The 16,245-nt window shown below is 63.9% G+C and carries 19 protein-coding genes; 11 read left to right on the plus strand and 8 right to left on the minus strand.

Translation table 11 applies throughout. From position 1 onward, the window contains the following. Positions 1-179: 179 nt before the first annotated feature. Positions 180-971, minus strand: a complete 792-nt coding sequence (locus ACYPXD_RS20210; RefSeq protein ID WP_459715050.1) for a GNAT family N-acetyltransferase — start codon at positions 969-971, stop codon at positions 180-182. A gap of 71 nt (positions 972-1,042) precedes the next feature. After that, a complete protein-coding gene (locus ACYPXD_RS20215; RefSeq protein ID WP_459715052.1) occupies positions 1,043-2,383 on the minus strand; it encodes an APC family permease in 1,341 nt (446 codons plus the stop codon). A 318-nt stretch (positions 2,384-2,701) separates the two neighbouring features. Between ACYPXD_RS20215 and ACYPXD_RS20220 the strand changes: the two genes are divergently transcribed. Next, positions 2,702-3,337: a LysE family transporter gene (locus ACYPXD_RS20220; protein WP_459715055.1), complete on the plus strand. Its 636-nt coding sequence runs from the start codon at positions 2,702-2,704 to the stop codon at positions 3,335-3,337. 33 nt (positions 3,338-3,370) lie between these two features. Here ACYPXD_RS20220 and ACYPXD_RS20225 read toward each other — a convergent pair whose 3' ends face one another. The 3 genes from ACYPXD_RS20225 to ACYPXD_RS20235 all read right to left on the minus strand — a co-directional run bounded on the left by ACYPXD_RS20225 (position 3,371) and on the right by ACYPXD_RS20235 (position 6,173). Further along, on the minus strand, positions 3,371-3,793 hold the full coding sequence (locus ACYPXD_RS20225) for a hypothetical protein (protein WP_459715058.1): 423 nt from the start codon (positions 3,791-3,793) through the stop codon (positions 3,371-3,373). Between the two features lie 138 nt (positions 3,794-3,931). Next, on the minus strand, positions 3,932-5,128 hold the full coding sequence (locus tag ACYPXD_RS20230) for a cytochrome P450 (RefSeq protein ID WP_459715061.1): 1,197 nt from the start codon (positions 5,126-5,128) through the stop codon (positions 3,932-3,934). 109 nt (positions 5,129-5,237) lie between these two features. After that, complete coding sequence (locus ACYPXD_RS20235) at positions 5,238-6,173, minus strand: 2-hydroxyacid dehydrogenase (RefSeq protein WP_459715063.1); 936 nt, start codon at positions 6,171-6,173, stop codon at positions 5,238-5,240. Here ACYPXD_RS20235 and ACYPXD_RS20240 point away from each other — a divergent pair. The 3 genes from ACYPXD_RS20240 (at position 6,172) to ACYPXD_RS20250 (ending at position 7,983) form a co-directional block, all read left to right on the plus strand. Next, a complete protein-coding gene (locus ACYPXD_RS20240; RefSeq protein ID WP_459715065.1) occupies positions 6,172-6,306 on the plus strand; it encodes a hypothetical protein in 135 nt (44 codons plus the stop codon). The two genes, ACYPXD_RS20235 and ACYPXD_RS20240, sit on opposite strands and share 2 nt — an antisense overlap. A 310-nt stretch (positions 6,307-6,616) precedes the next feature. After that, positions 6,617-7,504, plus strand: coding sequence for an isocitrate lyase/PEP mutase family protein (locus ACYPXD_RS20245; RefSeq protein ID WP_459715067.1), 888 nt, complete (start codon positions 6,617-6,619; stop codon positions 7,502-7,504). A gap of 101 nt (positions 7,505-7,605) precedes the next feature. Continuing rightward, positions 7,606-7,983 (plus strand): beta-xylosidase, encoded by a 378-nt coding sequence (locus tag ACYPXD_RS20250; RefSeq protein WP_459715069.1) that lies wholly within the window; start codon positions 7,606-7,608, stop codon positions 7,981-7,983. Between the two features lie 150 nt (positions 7,984-8,133). Here the strand turns inward: ACYPXD_RS20250 and ACYPXD_RS20255 are convergent, their stop codons facing one another. Further along, complete coding sequence (locus tag ACYPXD_RS20255) at positions 8,134-8,454, minus strand: hypothetical protein (RefSeq protein ID WP_459715071.1); 321 nt, start codon at positions 8,452-8,454, stop codon at positions 8,134-8,136. On the opposite strand from ACYPXD_RS20255, the gene ACYPXD_RS20260 reads away from it, so the two are divergent. From ACYPXD_RS20260 to ACYPXD_RS20275, 4 genes are read left to right on the plus strand one after another with little or no spacing between them, the layout of a single operon-like run. Then, on the plus strand, positions 8,432-9,343 hold the full coding sequence (locus ACYPXD_RS20260) for an ABC transporter ATP-binding protein (protein WP_459715073.1): 912 nt from the start codon (positions 8,432-8,434) through the stop codon (positions 9,341-9,343). The genes ACYPXD_RS20255 and ACYPXD_RS20260 overlap by 23 nt on opposite strands. Beyond that, a complete protein-coding gene (locus ACYPXD_RS20265) occupies positions 9,340-10,155 on the plus strand; it encodes an ABC transporter permease (protein ID WP_459715075.1) in 816 nt (271 codons plus the stop codon). Before ACYPXD_RS20260 ends, ACYPXD_RS20265 begins: the two co-directional genes overlap by 4 nt. Continuing rightward, complete coding sequence (locus ACYPXD_RS20270; RefSeq protein ID WP_459715077.1) at positions 10,137-11,132, plus strand: ABC transporter substrate-binding protein; 996 nt, start codon at positions 10,137-10,139, stop codon at positions 11,130-11,132. Before ACYPXD_RS20265 ends, ACYPXD_RS20270 begins: the two co-directional genes overlap by 19 nt. 3 nt (positions 11,133-11,135) lie before the next feature. Further along, complete coding sequence (locus tag ACYPXD_RS20275) at positions 11,136-12,431, plus strand: amidase (RefSeq protein WP_459715079.1); 1,296 nt, start codon at positions 11,136-11,138, stop codon at positions 12,429-12,431. 50 nt (positions 12,432-12,481) lie between these two features. On the opposite strand, the gene ACYPXD_RS20280 is transcribed toward ACYPXD_RS20275, so the two are convergent. After that, complete coding sequence (locus ACYPXD_RS20280; protein WP_459715081.1) at positions 12,482-12,688, minus strand: hypothetical protein; 207 nt, start codon at positions 12,686-12,688, stop codon at positions 12,482-12,484. A 109-nt stretch (positions 12,689-12,797) separates the two neighbouring features. Next, positions 12,798-13,094: a hypothetical protein gene (locus tag ACYPXD_RS20285; RefSeq protein WP_459715083.1), complete on the minus strand. Its 297-nt coding sequence runs from the start codon at positions 13,092-13,094 to the stop codon at positions 12,798-12,800. 358 nt (positions 13,095-13,452) lie between these two features. Here ACYPXD_RS20285 and tauA point away from each other — a divergent pair, with 358 nt between their 5' ends. Genes tauA through ACYPXD_RS20300 form a run of 3 tightly spaced genes read left to right on the plus strand, consistent with a single transcriptional unit; the run spans position 13,453 to position 16,203 of the window. Beyond that, positions 13,453-14,463: a taurine ABC transporter substrate-binding protein gene (gene tauA / locus ACYPXD_RS20290; protein WP_459715087.1), complete on the plus strand. Its 1,011-nt coding sequence runs from the start codon at positions 13,453-13,455 to the stop codon at positions 14,461-14,463. Positions 14,464-14,474: 11 nt separating this feature from the next. Next, the gene (locus ACYPXD_RS20295) at positions 14,475-15,320 is read left to right on the plus strand and encodes a taurine ABC transporter ATP-binding protein (protein WP_459715089.1); all 846 of its coding nucleotides are present in this window, start codon (positions 14,475-14,477) and stop codon (positions 15,318-15,320) included. After that, a complete protein-coding gene (locus ACYPXD_RS20300) occupies positions 15,307-16,203 on the plus strand; it encodes an ABC transporter permease subunit (protein WP_459715091.1) in 897 nt (298 codons plus the stop codon). The genes ACYPXD_RS20295 and ACYPXD_RS20300 overlap by 14 nt, the downstream gene beginning before the upstream one ends. Positions 16,204-16,245: the final 42 nt, after the last annotated feature.

Genomic DNA, 16,245 nt, shown 5'->3' on the forward strand with positions numbered 1-16,245 from the left:
TCTATCGTGTACCGGCTGGCTTAATGGCCGGCTTACCGCGCGCCGCTCGCGGCAATAACAACACGATAGTCTGACCACAACTCTTGCGCGCGCATAGTGCCGCGCCGCTCATAGGGCGGTAAATAGGCGGGCTTGCGGAAAGCGCGAGCGTATCCGCGCTGACGCGTGCTGGCACAACCTCAGGCGAGCTTGTATGTCAAAAACAGCGTCGTGCGCCGATACCCCGCGCGCTGATAAACGGGAAAGCCCGCCTGTGTCGCATGCAGCGTCGTGCGCGTCAAACCCGTAGCGTCGTGAGCCGCCTGCAGCGCATGGCACACGGTCGCGTATCCATACCCTTTGCGCTGCGCATGCGGCAGCGTCGCGACCAGCGCGAGATAAAGCTGCCCTTCGTTGACGATCGCCGCCGCGGTCGACACGGCCTGCCCCGCTTCATAGCCGATAAACGCATACGCCGTCGATTTCCAGAAGTCCGATCCGCGCAGCGCGTCCTGTCCAGCCTCGAGCGGAAAGCCATACCCTTGCGCGTTGATCTCGCCGTACACCTGCAGCGCGGCGTCGTCGGTCACGCGCCGGAATTCAAGCGGCGTGTCGGGCATCGGCCGGCTGCGCGGCACGTCACCGGCCATACCGATGACGTCGATCGCATATTCGAGGCCCGCTTGTTTCGCGAGACCATCGATGTGGCCGCGCAAGGTCGGGTTCAAAAAGTCTTCGCATACGTAGACAAGACCCGCTTGCCGCCGCGCACGCATATAGTCGGCGCCTTCGCGCAGGCGTGCGGAAAGATCGTCGGCATGGCCGATACGGTCGGTGATAAAAAGCGCGTTCCAGAACGGAAACGCGCTATCGGCCCAGCAAACCGACATGCCGGGAACGTCGACGAGGTCCACGCCCGGCCGGTCGCCGGACAACACTTTCCACATCGACACATACTGGAAATTCGATTCAACCGCGCCAGGATTCACCATGTCACATGCCTTGAAAGAACGGGACGTACAGCTGAGCAACGAAGGTTCGCGGCCGTCCGTCCGTTGACCCATCACACGTCGAGCCGTGCGTCCGGGTTGTTTCGCGATTTCAGCAGCAGGTAGTACGCAATTCCGATGCATAGCCATACCGCGCCGAGCAGCCACGTATGCGCGGACATCGAATAGAGCACGTAGAGCAGAATGGCCGCGCCGCAAATGGGCATCGCGAGATGCCGGACCAACGCGCGCGATCGCTTGCGCCCGAAGCAATGCGCGATAACGGTCACGTGCAGGATCACGAAGCCCGTCAGTGCACCGAAATTGACGAACTCGGCAAGCGTGTCGAGATGATCGAGAAAGCCGATTGCTATCGCGAGCGACACGACCGCGACGAACAGCAGGCTTTTGTGCGGGCTGCCGTAACGCGGGTGCAGATCGGCGAAAAACCGCGGCAGCTTGCGATCGCGCGCCATCGAAAACAGGAGCCGCGCGATCGCCGTCTGCGAGACGACCGAGCACGACACGCCGAACACGATCGCGGTGGTGCAATCGCACAGCAACGCAAGCGGCTGGCCGCCCGCGCGCCTTGCCACTTCGTAGAACGCGGTGTCGGCCGACGTGAAGGTCATGCCTTGCGCGAGATCGGTGGCGATCCATGTCTGCACCACGAAGATCGCGCCGGCCAGCACCAGTGCCGTAATCGTTGCGCGCCCAACCAGCGCCTTCCGGTCGCCGCGCACTTCCTCCGCGAGCGTCGAGATCGCGTCGAAGCCGAGAAACGACAGCGCGCAGATCGACACGGCGGAAAACACGAAATGCAGATCGACCGCTTCCGGTTTGAACAGCGGCGCAAGCGTGAGACGCCCCGCGCCCGCGCCGTGATAGAGCGCGTTAAGCCCCGCCGCGCAGAACACCGCGAGCACCAGCAGTTGCACGATGATAAACAGGCGGCTCAGGTTCGACATCGCCTGCACGCCGAGATAGTTCGTTGCGGTGCCGATCGCGAGAAACGCGAGCACCCAGATGGTGCGCGGCACGGCCGGCAGAAAGTCGTGCAACGCGGTCGCGCCCGCCACATACGTGAGCGCGGGAATCAGCAGGTAGTCGAGAATCAGCATCCAGCCCGCGACAAAGCCGATTGCTTCGCCAATGCCTCGCGTCGCGTACGCGTAGACCGAGCCGGCCAATGGAAAATCCGCGGACAGAAACTTGTAGCTGAACGCCGTGAGCAGCATCGCGGCCATGCCGACGAGGTAGGCGAGCACGACCATGCCCGACGAGGCGGCGAATACATAGCCGAAAATCACAAACGGCGCGACCGGAATCATGAACGCCACGCCGTAGATAACGAGGTCGGCGAACGATAGAACCCGTTTGAGCTCCTGAGCGTTTTGCACAGAACTGCTGGACATACGGCGCCTCCCTCGAAATCCGCACCGGCTGCAATCGTGCCGGCCTGCTCAGCAGAACATTCGAATCGCGCACTTATTCCATCTCGTCTGGATCGCCTCGACGGGAAGTATTTCCACCAGGTTTGACGCGAAGCAATAGTCAGCTACGCGAAACGATCATGCGAAAGCGCAGGGCCGATCCGCCTGGCGCCGCATTTGACGCATCAAGCATTTGCGCCTCGCGCTAAACTCGGCGGGTTGCATCGCGCGGGCCGCCCGATCGGCCGCACGCATGCAGACACTTCGCCTAACCCAAGCGCCAAGCGCAGGAAGACGACCTTGCACCTTCATATCTGGATCACTTACGCGCTCACGTGTTGCGCGATCGCGCTCTCGCCGGGCCCCGGCGCCGTGCTCTCGATGAGCCATGGACTGTCGTATGGCGGCAGAAAAACCACCGCCACGATCATCGGCCAGGAGCTTGGCCTTGCGTTCGTTCTGCTGGTCGCCGGGGCGGGCGTGGGCTCGCTGCTGCTCGCTTCGCTGTGGGCGTTCTCCGCGGTCAAGATTGGCGGCGCCGCCTATCTGATCTATCTGGGCATCGTGCAATGGCGTTCGAAGCATTCGCCTGCCGAAGCGGATTCGTCGGCCGCCCCCGCCGCCTCATGGCGCAAGCGCTTGATGACGGGCCTTTTAACGAACGCGACCAATCCCAAGGCGATCGTGATCATGGTCGCGGTGCTGCCGCAGTTTATCGACGCGCACGCACCGCTCGTGCCGCAACTGATTGCAATGACCGTCACAATGATGGTCGTCGACACGACCATCATGCATGCCTATGCGCACGGCGCGAGCGCGTTCAGGCGCATGCTGCGCAGCGAGCGCGCGATTCGCACGCAAAACCGTTTGTTCGGCGGAATTTTGATGGCGCTCGGCGCAGGGCTCTTTTTTGCGCGGCGCGCGCCGTCGGTCTGAGCGGCGGGCACCGCGTACACCGCGTGCGCGTGCTTAAGGCCGCTCCGTGATCGGCCCATCGACATCGATCTTTCCGACCGCGCCCGCCGGCCCTTTCACGGTCAGCGGCCCACGAACCTCGAGGTCGCCGCGCACGACGAGCGGGCCTTTCACGGTCAGCGGTCCGTAGAAGTTATTGTCGCCGGCGCGGCGCTCCGCCTCGTCCGGCTGCAACTGCGCGACGCGCTCGGCCGTGAGCGGACCATGCACCGCGAGATTTCCTCCGACCTTAAGCGGCCCTTCTACCGTGACGGGCCCGCGCACCACCGCCGAGCCGAGGATGTTAAGCGGTCCTGTCGTCACCGGCTCCGCCGCGGCCGGCAAAGACGCAACGATTGAAATGAAAGCGCAAGCGGCAACGCATACGAATGGAGCCGCAATCGCGCGCCGCGCGATACGGGCGATAGAGTCAGTCACGATGCCTCCCAGGCCTGAAGCCGCTCATCCCGCGCCGTGCCTTGAGCGGCCGGCGCGTATTGTGTTTCGTGCAGTTCAGTCTACCTGGGTGAAAGGCGAATGACAAACCGCCGCGCCGCGCATCCCGGTCACGAGGCGTTACCACCGCGCAACAAGCGACGTCACGCCGCGCAGATTGCCGCGCCGGTTCCAGCTCAGGTTGTCGAGCCCGGTCAGCTCGAGCCCCGGTAAGCGCGCAAGCAGCACGCTCAGCGCGGTCTCGAGCTGGACCAGCGCCATGCGGTGGCCGAGGCAGTGATGGATGCCGCCGCCGAAGGTCTGCAGGCGAACCTCGTTGCGTGCGAGATCGAGGCGCTCCGGGTTCGTGTACCGCGCGGGGTCGCGGTTCGCCGAACCGAACATCAGGAGCACCGAGGTTCCGCACGGCACTTCGACACCGGCGATTTCGACGTCTTCGAGCGCCGAGCGTATCGTCGATTGCGCGGAACTGTCGTAGCGCATGCACTCGAGCACCGCCTCGGACATGAGCGCCGGCCTCGCCTTCAACAATGCGAGTTGATCGGGATGCCGATGCAGCGCGATCAGCGCATTGCCGATCATGTTCGACGTCGTCTCGACGCCGGCCAGAAACAGCAGGATCGTGTTCGATACGATTTCGTCCTGCGACAGCGTCTCGCCGCCTTGCTCGACGGCAAGCAGCATCGAAATCAGATCGTTGCCGGGACGGCGGCGCCGCGCTTCGACCACGCAGTGGAAATAATGTTCGAGGTCTTCGTAGCCCGCGCACGCGCGTCCGAGATCGTCCGCATTCATCGGCGCCACGTCGATCACTTTGGCAACGGCGCTCACCGCCACGCCCAGTTGCGTCGCATCTTTATCAGGAATGTCGAGCATTTGCCCGATCATGCGCAGCGGCAGCGGAAACGCAAACTGCACCATGAGATTCGCCGTTCCTGCTTTTTCGAATGCGTCGATCAGCTCAAGGGCGACCTTGCGCGCCACGTCCTTCATTGCCTGCGCCTGGCGCGCATCGAATGCCTTGACGATCAGCGCGCGCTGGCGCGTGTGCGACGGCGGATTCATCAAGAGGAACATGCGGCTGAACCCCTGGAAAAGACCCATATGCATTGCGTCTTCGCCGTAGCGCATGCGGATGCTTTCGGGGTAGTTCTTGCCGAAGCGCCGATCGCCGAGGATCGATTCGATCACCTCGTAACGCCCCGAAATCACCGCCTTGGGACCGATGCGAACGAGCGGCCCCTCGGCACGCAGCCTTTCGTAGAACGGGTACGGGTTGTCGAGAAACTCGGGGGTGGTGAGATCAGCCAGTTTCATGGAGGCTTCCGCGACGCGGGACACACGGTAAAGACACCCTGGCTGAACGCTTTATTCCTGTCTTTTCATAGCCTGGTGCAACGGTATTTTGCCCTGCTTTGCGGCCAGCTCAAATCGGCGTCAACACCGCCTCACCGGCGAAATGACGTGTCGCGTTGTCGATAAAGTTGCGCACCGATGCGGCAATGGCCTCGGGCGATGTACCGGCCACATGCGGCGTCAGCACGACATTGCGCAAACCGATTAGTGCTTGCGGCGGCTCCGGCTCGCCTTCGTACACATCGAGGCCCGCACCGGCGATCGCTCCGCTCGCGAGCGCATCGGCCAGCGCGGCGGTATCGACCACGCTGCCGCGCGATACGTTGACGAGAAAACCGCGCGGCCCGAGCGCCTCGAGCACCGTGCGGCCGATCATATGCTGCGTGCCGGCGCCGCCCGGCGTCGCGATCACGAGGTAGTCGCACCAGCGTGCCAGTTCGACAACCCTGTCGAAATAGCGAAACGCCGCGTCGGCACGCGGCTTCCGGTTGTGATAACCGGTTTCGATATCGAAACCCGCCGCGCGGCGCGCGACCTTCATGCCGATATTGCCGAGACCTACGATACCGAGGCGCTTGCGCGATACGGTCGGGCTCATCGGCAATTGCGTGCGCCATACGCCTTCGCGTGTCGCGCGATCGCGATACGCAATATCGCGCACGGCGGCAAGCAGCAGCGCGAACGCATGATCGGCCACGCAATCGTCATTGGTGCCCGCGCCGTTGCATAACACCACGCCGCGCGCGCGTGCATGATCGATCGCGATGTTTTCGTAGCCGGCCCCGAGCGCGCTGACGAATTCCACTTGCGGCAGCCGGTCGAGCTCCGCCGCCGTGAGGCCGGTGGTGCCGTTCGTCAGCACCGCGCGAATCGCGGCGCCGTGCGTGTCGATCGCGGCGCTGCGCTCGGCCGGCGTGGCGGCATAGGCGATATCGAAGTGCGCGGCGACTTGCGAATAGCTGTCGTCATCGAGCGGAATCAGCACCAGCAGCGAGGGTTTATTCATGTTCTGGTTCGAGCTTGAGGGCGTAAATGAAGACGTCGATAAAGACGTAAAGCATGCAGCGGAAAAAAACAGCCTGCCAAACCAGTCAAAGGAAACAGGCAACGAACAGGCGCCGGATTTCCGGGCATGCTGAACACGCGAAGTGTAGCAGCGCACGCGCGAACGCCGCGTGTCGTCAAACGGCATGGCGAAAGCGCCGCGCAAGGCACCCGCGAACCCTGCTCAGGCGATTGACGGACACATAAGCGAGCCGCGGTCACACCGACGTCACTGTCGTAACAATTCGTCGCCAATCGATTCTCATAAACCAGCGCAATCGGGATATCGCCGCCGCGCGCCGTTGTCCAAACTTGCGTCGAAGCCTCGGGTATCGGCGTTGCGATCGATTTGCGATCCGTCCGCCGCTTCCCGATTCTGTCATTCGATTCATCATGGGTGTTCACATGACCGATCTCATCACCAACGCGGGCAATCCGCGTCGACGTCTGCGCGAACTGCTCGATCGTAGCCGGCCCCTGCTCGCGCCCGGCAGTCACGACGCGCTGTCGGCGCGCCTCGTCGAGCAGGCCGGATTCGACGCCGTCTATATGGGCGGTTTCGCGACCACCGCATCGCTGCTCGGCAGGCCCGATATCGGCCTGCCCGGCGAATCCGAAATGATCGACAACGCGCGCCGCATCGTGCAAACGGTCGGCTTGCCCGTGATCGCCGATGCGGATACCGGTTACGGCAATCCGCTGAACGTGATCCGCACCGTGCGCGATTATGAACAGGCCGGCGTCGCCGCGATTCATCTCGAAGACCAGGTGAGCCCGAAACGCTGCGGTCATATGTCGGGCAAAAGCGTGATTCCGGTTGAAGACATGGTGGCCAAACTGCATGCGGCCGTCGACGCGCGCACCGACCCCGACTTCGTGCTGATCGCGCGCACCGACGCGCTCGCGGTCGAAGGCGTCGACTCGGCCATCGAGCGCGCCCGGCGCTACGCGCAGGCCGGCGCGGACGTGCTGTGGATCGAAGCGCCCGACACCGAACAGGAAGTCGAGACAATCGCAACCGAACTCGACGGCCACACGCTGCTGTTGAACTGGCTCGAAGGCGGCCGCACGCCCGCGATCGATATCGACCGCATACGCAAGATGAAATTCGCGCTCGTGCTATTCCCGATCGGCTCGGTGCTCGCCATGGCGTCCGGCCTGCGTGAACATCTTGCGTACGTCAAGGCGCACGGCACGCCGGCAGGACGCCTCGACCAGCTGCCCAGCTTCGACGATTTCACCGACGCGACGGGCCTGCGCGAGGTCCATTCGCTCGAGCAGCGCTACCGCTAGCGGATCGTCGCGCGCGCGGCGCCGGGCGGCGGCCGGCAAGTCGCAGGCACAGGCACGCGCGATGCTGATTCGACGGACATCAATCGAATCAGGGGAGCGCGATGATTATTCTTCATTCGTTGAGGAACGCGGGCGCGGTTGCGTCGGCTCGTGTTCGCGGCTCGCGCGCGCGCACGGTCGCGGCGACGCTGACGGCTGCCGCGTGCGGCGCGCTTCTGATCGCGTCGACCCACGCCGATGCGCAGTCCTATGCCCAGCAACCGATGCCAAGCGGGCCGCACTCGCCGGAAAATCGCGCCGCGGCAGCGGACGCGGCACCGGACCCATCGGGTTCCACCGTGCATGAGTCGAACGCGCCGCAGTCCAAAGATGCGAAGGGAACGAAGAAAGGCGCAACCGCTGGTTCCAAAAGCAAACCGGAAGGCGCCGGCGGTTTCGACAACGGCCTTTACGGAACCGGCTCCGGCAGCAACAAATAAGGTGCATCGAACGCGCACTGTCGAAGTGCAGCGATCGGAACATTAGACGTCATGCGCCTGATCGATGCATGCTGCGCCGAACGCATGCTGCACGCGCGTTTGCGCGTGCCGTGTGCGTGATGCGGCGAGTCGTGCACCGAGCGCCGCGCTTCACAAGCGTGCATCGCGTGCATGCCGGCTACGCGCGCTTGCACCATCTTTTCCGGCCTCGCACAACAGCGGCGCTTTACAACTGCGCTTTGCCCTTTGTTTACGAAGCCTTTCAGCATTGCGCCAGGCACCTACAATCCAACCCGATTCTTTTTTTGACCAGCTTGCCCGGTTATTTTGGGCCGTGCATTGTCCGGTGTGCATCGCCACACGTCCCACATAGCGGATATGCGCTGCTGCGGCCGCCTGCGCGTGTGCGCTTGCGGAATCGAAGAACATTTTCGATGCCCGGATTTCAATGCCGATCAAAGCTTCTGCCACAAACACCGCCCGGCCCGCCGCGGCGCGCGACGCCAACGCGCCGCCCGCACGGCTCCATGTCGCCGACCTCACTCATACGTTCGAAGCCGAAGACGGCGCGGCCGTGCCGATCTTCGCCGGGCTCGACTTCACGGTCGGCAGCAGCGAGATCGTCTCGATCGTCGGCCGCAGCGGCGCGGGCAAGAGCACGCTGTTCAATCTGATCTCGGGGCTTCTGCCGCCGCAATCGGGCCGCGTCGAAATCGGCCCGCGCGCCGACGGATCGCCGGGACGCATCGCGTACATGCTGCAGAAAGACCTGCTGCTGCCGTGGCGTTCGGTGCTCGAAAACGCGGTGCTCGGCATCGAACTGTTTCGCAAGGTCACGCCGCACGATATCGAACGCGCGCGGCACATGCTCGCGCGCTACGGGCTCGGCACCGTCGCCGACGCCTATCCGCATTCGTTGTCGGGCGGCATGCGCCAGCGCGTTGCGCTGACGCGCACGCTGCTCGTCGACCCGACCCTCGTGCTGCTCGACGAACCGTTCTCGGCGCTCGACTACGAAACACGCCTCGCGCTCGAAGACGACGTGATGGCGCTGCGCGAGACGAACGGCACGAGCGTCGTGCTCGTCACGCACGACATCGAGGAAGCGATCGCGATGAGCGACCGCGTGATTATTCTCGGCGGCCGGCCCGCGCGCATCGAACAGGCGCTCGATATCGAACTGACCGTCGAGGGCGCGCGCAACGCGATCACCGCTCGCGAGGCGCCTGAGTTCCGTACGTGGCATGCGCGCATCTGGGGCGCGCTGCGCGGACAGGCGATCCATACGGCACAAGCGGTGACACAAGCGGCGCCACACGTGGCTCAACCGCGCGACGAGCGCAAAGGAATAGCAGCATGAGCGAAGTGATTCTTTCGAACGCGCCGGTACAGGTACGCGCAAAGCGCCGCAAGCCGCGCAACCTCACGAGCACCACCGCCGTCACCGCGATCATGGTGGCGCTCGTCGCGCTGTGGCAGATCGCGGCCGCACGCGGCTGGATCAACGGCCAGCTGTTCGGCTCGCCGGCCGGCATCTACAAGAATGCGCAACTGGGCCTCACGCAAGGCACGCTGGTATCGGACACGCTCGTCACGTTGTACGAAACAGTGATCGGCCTCGTGGTGGGCAGCGGGCTCGGCATCGGGCTCGGCCTGCTGCTGTGGTTCGTGCCGCGCGTATCCGGCGTTGCCGAAGGCTTCTCGGTGCTGCTCAACAGTATTCCGAAGATCGCGCTCGGCCCGCTGATCGTGATCTGGTTCGGCTCGGACATGACGTCGAAGGTGTGGCTCGCCGGCATCTCGACCTTCGCGGTCGCGATGATCTCGTCGTGCGCAGCGGCGCGCGAAGTGGACCGCGACCTGCTGAACCTGTTCCGCTCGTTCAACGCAAAACCGTCGATGATCTTCCGCAAGCTCATCGTGCCCGGCGCGCTGCCGTGGATCTTCTCGACGCTGCGCGTGAATATCGGCTTCGCGCTGATCGGCGCGGTGGTCGGCGAATACATTGCGTCGCAGGCAGGGCTCGGCCATGAAGTGTTTGTCGCCGGGTCGCTGTTCGACCTCAATACCGTCTGGCTCGGCATTATTGTGCTGACGCTGATGGCCACGCTGCTCACGTGGATCGTCCAATACGCTGAAAAGAGGATTGTTGCATGGAAAACAAAACGATGAAGCGGTTTATCCGCCTCGCTATTCCGCTCGCTACGGGGTTCGCGCTGGGTGCCACGTTTAACGCCGCGCACGCCGCGCCGCCTGAAAAGGTGGTTGTCTATCAGGCGTTCCAGTCGATTCAATATCTGCCGCTTTATGTGGCCATCGATAAGGGCCTCTTCGCGAAGCATGGCCTCGACGTACAGAAGGTGACGGCCGGCAGCGGCGCGGCCGGCGTCGCGGCCGTGATCGGCGGCCATGCCGATTTCTCATTGCAGGACCCGATGACGGCCAGCCTCGCGAATCTGAAGGGCGCCTCGCTCGTCAACGTCGCGAATGTGGTCGCGGGCGTGCCGGTATGGGTTATCGCGCCAGCCAATTCGCCGCTCAAAACGCAAGCCGATCTCGCGGGCAAGAATATTTCCACCGCACTACCGCCGACCACCAGCACGTATCTGCTGCAGCGTCTGATCAAACAGGAAAACATCAACGACGTGAAGCTCAATACCGTGCAGATCGGCACGGAGCTGTCGCCCGTCAGCGCGGGCCGCGCGGACGCCGCCACGCTTTACGAACCGCAAGTCGACGAAGGTCTCGCCGCCGGCTACAAGATCGTCTATGCGTTCCCGAAGGCGTATCCGGGCGGCTATGCGTTCTCGACACTCGACACGCTCGCGTCGACGATCAAGGACAAGCCGCAGATGGTCACGGCCTTCGTGAAAGCGATCGCCGATGCCGAAGCGCTGATCCAGTCGTCGCCGGACACCGCGAAGGAAGTCGCGCGTGCCGAGTTCCCGACGCTTTCGCAAACCGTGGTCGATAATGCGGTGGGACGCCTGATCGCCCAGAAGATCTACGCGCCAACCCCCGAGATTTCCGAGCAGGCGTTCCGTAATGCGCTCGACTTGCAGGAATATATCGGCAACATCAAGCCCGGCTCGGTGACGTACGCGAGCGCGGTCGACAATTCGTTTGCGAAGGCAGCCGCCGGAAAGTAGCACATGAACTTCGAATCCCAGCAGCCTTGGGTCGCCACGTTAATCGAGAGCCGTGGCGATGCACACGCGTGCGCGGCGCGGCTCGAGCGCGCGCGTGCGCGCGCCGACGAACGCGACCCGCAGTTGAAGGCCTTCACGTTTCGCCCTGAACATTACGACGGGATCGGTCCCGCCTCCGGCCGGCCGCTTGCCGGCATGCCGGTCGCGGTAAAGGATCTGATCGCCACCGCCGACATGCCGACCACGTACGGCTCGCCGGCCTACGCAAACCATCTGCCGACCGAAGACGCGGCTATCGTCACGCGCATTCGCGCGCAGGGCGGCATCGTATTCGGCAAGACCGTGACCACCGAATTCGCGTGGCGCCAGCCGGGTCCGACCGTCAATCCGTGGAATGCGCTGCACACGCCGGGCGGCTCGTCGAGCGGTTCGGCCGCCGCCGTCGGCGCGGGTATCGTGCCGCTCGCGGTCGGCACGCAGACGCTCGGCTCGGTGATCCGCCCGGCCGCGTACTGCGGCGTGGTCGGCTACAAGCCGACGCATGACCGCGTGCCGACGGCGGGCGCGCATCCGCTCTCGCAATCGCTCGACCATATCGGCTTCTTTGCCAATCATGTCGACGATATCGCGCTCGCGTATGCGATCCTCGTCGACGAAAAGCCCGAGGTAGTTCAAACGCCCGAGGCATGGCAACGCTATTTCACGCCGCGCCGGCCGCAATCGATCGGCGTGATCCGCACCTCGATGTGGTCGCGCGCCGGCAGCGAACAGCAGGCGAATTTCGAAGCATCGCTCGCGCGCCTGCAGGCAGACGGCGTCAAAACGGTCGACCTCGATTTGCACGTGGACCTGCCCGTCATCATCGAAGCGTTGCAGACCATCCTGCAGGTCGAGGCATATCGCAACATCGGACCGGTCGCGGCCGCGCATCCGGACAAGGTCAGCGAGAAGATGAAAACGCTGCTGGCGGACGGCGCCGCCGTGCCCGCCGCGAAGTATCAGGACGCGTGCAAGCTGCAAAAGGAACTGTCCGCGCAATCGGCGGCATTTCTCGGCGGCTGCGATCTCGTCGTATCGGTGCCGGCGACCGGCGGCGCGCCGCAAGGTCTCGACGACACCGGCGATGCGACGTTCTGCGCCGCGTGGAGTTTTCTCGGCATGCCGGCGGTAACCCTTCCCTCGGGGCGCGCCGCGAATGGCTTGCCGCTCGGTTTCCAGCTGATCGGCGAGCGCGATGCGGACCTGAAGGTGTTGCAGTTTGCCGCATGGGCGCAGGCCACATTGCCGGCGTTCAGATAGACGCAGCACCGGGGACATTGCACTGCGGCGCCCCCTGCTTTCGAGCTGGCTCAATCGGGCAGGATTTCTCCCGGCGCCTGCATCATGTCGAGTGTATAGCCCATGTTGAAATACCCGGCACGGGCATACATGGCAATGCGCTCGAGACGCTCGCACGCTTGCGGCGCGTCGGCCGCGGACTGCGCGGCGGCGCCGCGGGGCGCGAATCCGACCGGCTTGAGCAAGCCGAGCAACTTCGTTTTCGTCGAATGTGGCATAGCGCACTCCATCGCCGGCATCATTTCTATTGAATCTAGTCGCTATCCGGCAGGAATCCAAACAAGATTTTGTGCAATGCAATGCAGTGCACGCGCGGACCGCGATCGTCTAGCGCCGCACAAGCATCGCGAGCATGCGATGCGATTCGATCGAACTGACGTAGTCGGTCAACCGGCCGTCGAGGCGCCGCGTAACCGGAAACGTGGCGACCGTGGTGAGCGCCGCGGCATCGCCCGGCTGCGCGAGCGGCAGCGCCGGCGCGGCCTGCGTCGAGCAATATCCCCTCTGTCCGCGCGCGTTGTTGCATTCACGCACGAGGCCTTCCTCGATCAGTGCGCGAAGCGCATGACTCACCGCCTCCTGCGAGGCGCCGTGCAGCCGCGCGAGATTTGAAGGGGCGTACACGCGAGCGTGACGCATGGTGAACAACAGGCTTTTCGCTAGCGGATCCATATTTCCCCATAAGCTTGCCGCCTTCGCAGGCGCGCGTCCAAACCATGCCATGCTCGTCACCGCGATGACACGATCGATCGCATGTCGTGCTGGTTCAAACCGGCCGTCGATCACCATCCGCGTTCTCCATTGCAAGCATTGACATTCAAATCTAGCAGCGCCCCGCGCCCGCGCTAAGCAAGCGTTTTTCATTTCGATATGCGAAGCGCGCTCATACGATTTACACGCATATGCAACTGAGATTTGATTGGTTAGCGCTGCGTGCGAGCGGCGCTAACCTTGGCGCATTCCATCAACGGGGATACATTCAATGAATATCAAACGCGTCCTCAAAGGGTTGGCCGCCGGCGCGGCGCTCGCAGCGCTATTCGCCCATGGCCAGTCTTCAGCGCAGGCTGAGACCGTCAATATCGCGTACCAGTACGGCGCCGATCCGGCGAAACTCGCGCAGGCAAGCGCCGCTTACGAAAAAGCGACGGGCTGGACCATCAACTGGCGGCGCTTCGATACCGGCGCCGATATCGTTGCGGCACTCGCCTCGGGCGATATCCAGATCGGCGACGTCGGGTCGAGCCCGTTTGCGGCGGCGGTGAGCCGCGGTGTGCCGATCGAGGCCGTCGTGCTCAATGCGCTGACGGGCGGCTCGGAAGCGCTCGTCGTGCGCAACGGCGCGCATATCGACAAGCCGCAGGACCTGATCGGCAAAACGATTGCCACGCCCTACGTATCGACGAGCCACTACAGCCTGCTCGCCGCGCTCAAGCACTGGGGCATCAAGCCAAACCAGGTGAAGATCGTCAATCTCGGACCGACCGAAATCGTCGCGGCCTGGGCGCGCGGCGATATCGATGCCGCTTATACGTGGGACCCGGCGCTCGGCAAAGCGAAGCAAAGCGGTCACGTGCTCGTCGATTCGACGCAAGTCGGTCAATGGGGTTCGCCGACGTTCGATTTATGGGCCGTGCGCAAGGACTTCGCGCAGGCGCATCCGGAATTCGTCGGCAAGTTCGTGGCAGTCACGCTGAACGCGATTACCGACTATCGGCAGAATGGCAAGTCGTGGAATGGCGGATCGAGCCAGGTCGCGGCCATTTCGAAGCTGAGCGGCGCGAATGCGTCGGATGTGCCGGAACTGCTGGCGGGCAATGTGTACCCCAACGCGGCCGAACAATCGTCGCCGGAACTGCTCGGCGGCGGCACCGCGAAGGCCGTGGCGGCAACGGCGAATTTCCTGCAGGAACAGAAGAAGATCGACCACGTGCTGCCGGACTACGGCGCGTCGGTCACGCCGAAGTATGTCGCAGCCGCCGCCTCGAAGTGAAAGCGGGCGATATGACACAACTGAGGGCGGAACCAAGGGTAGAACCAAGGGCGGAACTGAGCGCGGAACTGAGCGCGCAGCACGTATCCGTCGTCTATCAAACTGCGCGCGGTCCGCTGACTGCGCTGCACGATGTTTCGGTATCCGTGAAAAGCGGCGAGATTGTCGTCGCGCTCGGCGCGTCCGGTTGCGGCAAGAGCACCTTGCTGGCGCTGCTCGCCGGTTTTCAGACGCCGACTTCGGGCCGCGTCACGATCGATGGTGTGCCCGTCGACGGCCCCGGCGCGAATCGCGGCGTCGTGTTCCAGGACGACGCGTTGATGCCGTGGCTCGACGTGATCGACAACGTCGGCTTCGGGCTGCGCATGCGCGGCGTCACACGTGCGGCGCGCGATGCGCGGGCGGCCGAGGTATTGCGCCTCGTCAAGCTCGCCGGCTTCGAACATCATGCGGTCAGCGAAATTTCGGGCGGCATGCGTCAACGTGTCGGGCTTGCGCGAGCGCTCGCCGCCGACCCGGCATTCCTGCTGATGGACGAGCCGCTTGGCGCACTCGATGCGCTGACGCGCGAGCATATGCAGACCTTGTTGCTCGACGTTTGGCGGGCAACAGGCAAAGGCGTGTTCCTGATTACGCACAGCATCGAAGAAGCCGTGCTGCTCGCCACCGAACTGCTGATCCTGTCGCCGCGCCCGGGGCGTGTCGTCGCGCGCCATCGGCTCGACTTCGCGCGGCGCTATGCGGCGGGCGAACCACTGCGCTCGATCCGCACCGATCCTGCGTTTACGTCGATCCATATGGAGCTGCTCGATCAGCTCGTCCGTGAAACCGAGGAGGCGAGCGATGCCGACCGCTAATCAGCAACACACTGGACCGTTGGCGGTGGCCAAAGCCGGTGCTCGCGACGGGTCTTCCGTTGCTGCGGTTGCTGACGGCGCGCGCCACGTCAGAAGCCCGCGCGTCGCATTGCCGCGTCTCGATGCCGCGCATGCGGCGACGCTCATCACCATTTTCGCGGTGCTCGCCGGCTGGTGGCTCGCGAGCCATTTGCAATGGGTGCCTGCTGTGCTGCTGCCGCCGCCGGAAACGGTGCTCAGCAAGCTCGTGCAACTGAGTACCGAAGGCTTCGATGACGCAACGTTAGGCCAGCATCTGTTCGCGAGCCTGTCGCGCATCGCGCTCGCGTTCGTACTCGCGCTCGTGACCGCGATTCCGGCCGGCCTCGTGATGGCGACGAACCGCATCGCGCGTGGCGTGCTCGATCCGGTCATCGAGTTCTATCGACCGATTCCGCCGCTCGCCTATTTGCCGTTGATGGTGATCTGGTTCGGCATTGGCGAGCTATCGAAAGTGCTGCTGATCTATCTGACGATATTCGCGCCGCTGACAATCGCAACCGCCGCCGGCGCGAGCCGCGCCGCGAAAAGCCGCTTGCTTGCCGCGGCTTCGCTTGGGGCGACGCGCTACAAGCTGTTGCGCTACGTCGTGCTGCCAGGCGCGCTGCCCGATATTCTGACGGGCCTGCGCATTGCGCTCGGCGCCGGCTGGTCGACGCTCGTCGCGGCGGAACTGATCGCAGCAACGCGCGGGCTTGGATTTATGGTGTATTCGGCGTCGCGCTTTCTTGTCACCGATGTCGTGATTGCCGGCATTCTCGTGATCGGCGCAATTGCGCTGATCCTGGAACTCGGGTTGCGGTGGCTGCAGCGGAAGTTGACGCCGTGGCATGCCGAGCGTTGAGCGTTGAGCGGCGAGCCGCCCCACCGCTGGCTCGCTCGCATT

The organism is Paraburkholderia sp. 2C (assembly GCF_054589215.1).

Bases quoted from the DNA above. Each gene is read 5' to 3' on its own strand.
- ACYPXD_RS20210 (WP_459715050.1), bottom strand. From the start codon at position 971: ATGGTGAATCCTGGCGCGGTTGAATCGAATTTCCAGTATGTGTCGATG.
- ACYPXD_RS20215 (WP_459715052.1), bottom strand. From the start codon at position 2,383: ATGTCCAGCAGTTCTGTGCAAAACGCTCAGGAGCTCAAACGGGTTCTA.
- ACYPXD_RS20230 (WP_459715061.1), bottom strand. From the start codon at position 5,128: ATGAAACTGGCTGATCTCACCACCCCCGAGTTTCTCGACAACCCGTAC.
- ACYPXD_RS20240 (WP_459715065.1), top strand. From the start codon at position 6,172: ATGTTCTGGTTCGAGCTTGAGGGCGTAAATGAAGACGTCGATAAAGAC.
- ACYPXD_RS20235 (WP_459715063.1), bottom strand. From the start codon at position 6,173: ATGAATAAACCCTCGCTGCTGGTGCTGATTCCGCTCGATGACGACAGC.
- ACYPXD_RS20245 (WP_459715067.1), top strand. From the start codon at position 6,617: ATGACCGATCTCATCACCAACGCGGGCAATCCGCGTCGACGTCTGCGC.
- ACYPXD_RS20250 (WP_459715069.1), top strand. From the start codon at position 7,606: ATGATTATTCTTCATTCGTTGAGGAACGCGGGCGCGGTTGCGTCGGCT.
- ACYPXD_RS20260 (WP_459715073.1), top strand. From the start codon at position 8,432: ATGCCGATCAAAGCTTCTGCCACAAACACCGCCCGGCCCGCCGCGGCG.
- ACYPXD_RS20265 (WP_459715075.1), top strand. From the start codon at position 9,340: ATGAGCGAAGTGATTCTTTCGAACGCGCCGGTACAGGTACGCGCAAAG.
- ACYPXD_RS20270 (WP_459715077.1), top strand. From the start codon at position 10,137: ATGGAAAACAAAACGATGAAGCGGTTTATCCGCCTCGCTATTCCGCTC.
- ACYPXD_RS20275 (WP_459715079.1), top strand. From the start codon at position 11,136: ATGAACTTCGAATCCCAGCAGCCTTGGGTCGCCACGTTAATCGAGAGC.
- ACYPXD_RS20280 (WP_459715081.1), bottom strand. From the start codon at position 12,688: ATGCCACATTCGACGAAAACGAAGTTGCTCGGCTTGCTCAAGCCGGTC.
- tauA (WP_459715087.1), top strand. From the start codon at position 13,453: ATGAATATCAAACGCGTCCTCAAAGGGTTGGCCGCCGGCGCGGCGCTC.
- ACYPXD_RS20295 (WP_459715089.1), top strand. From the start codon at position 14,475: ATGACACAACTGAGGGCGGAACCAAGGGTAGAACCAAGGGCGGAACTG.
- ACYPXD_RS20300 (WP_459715091.1), top strand. From the start codon at position 15,307: ATGCCGACCGCTAATCAGCAACACACTGGACCGTTGGCGGTGGCCAAA.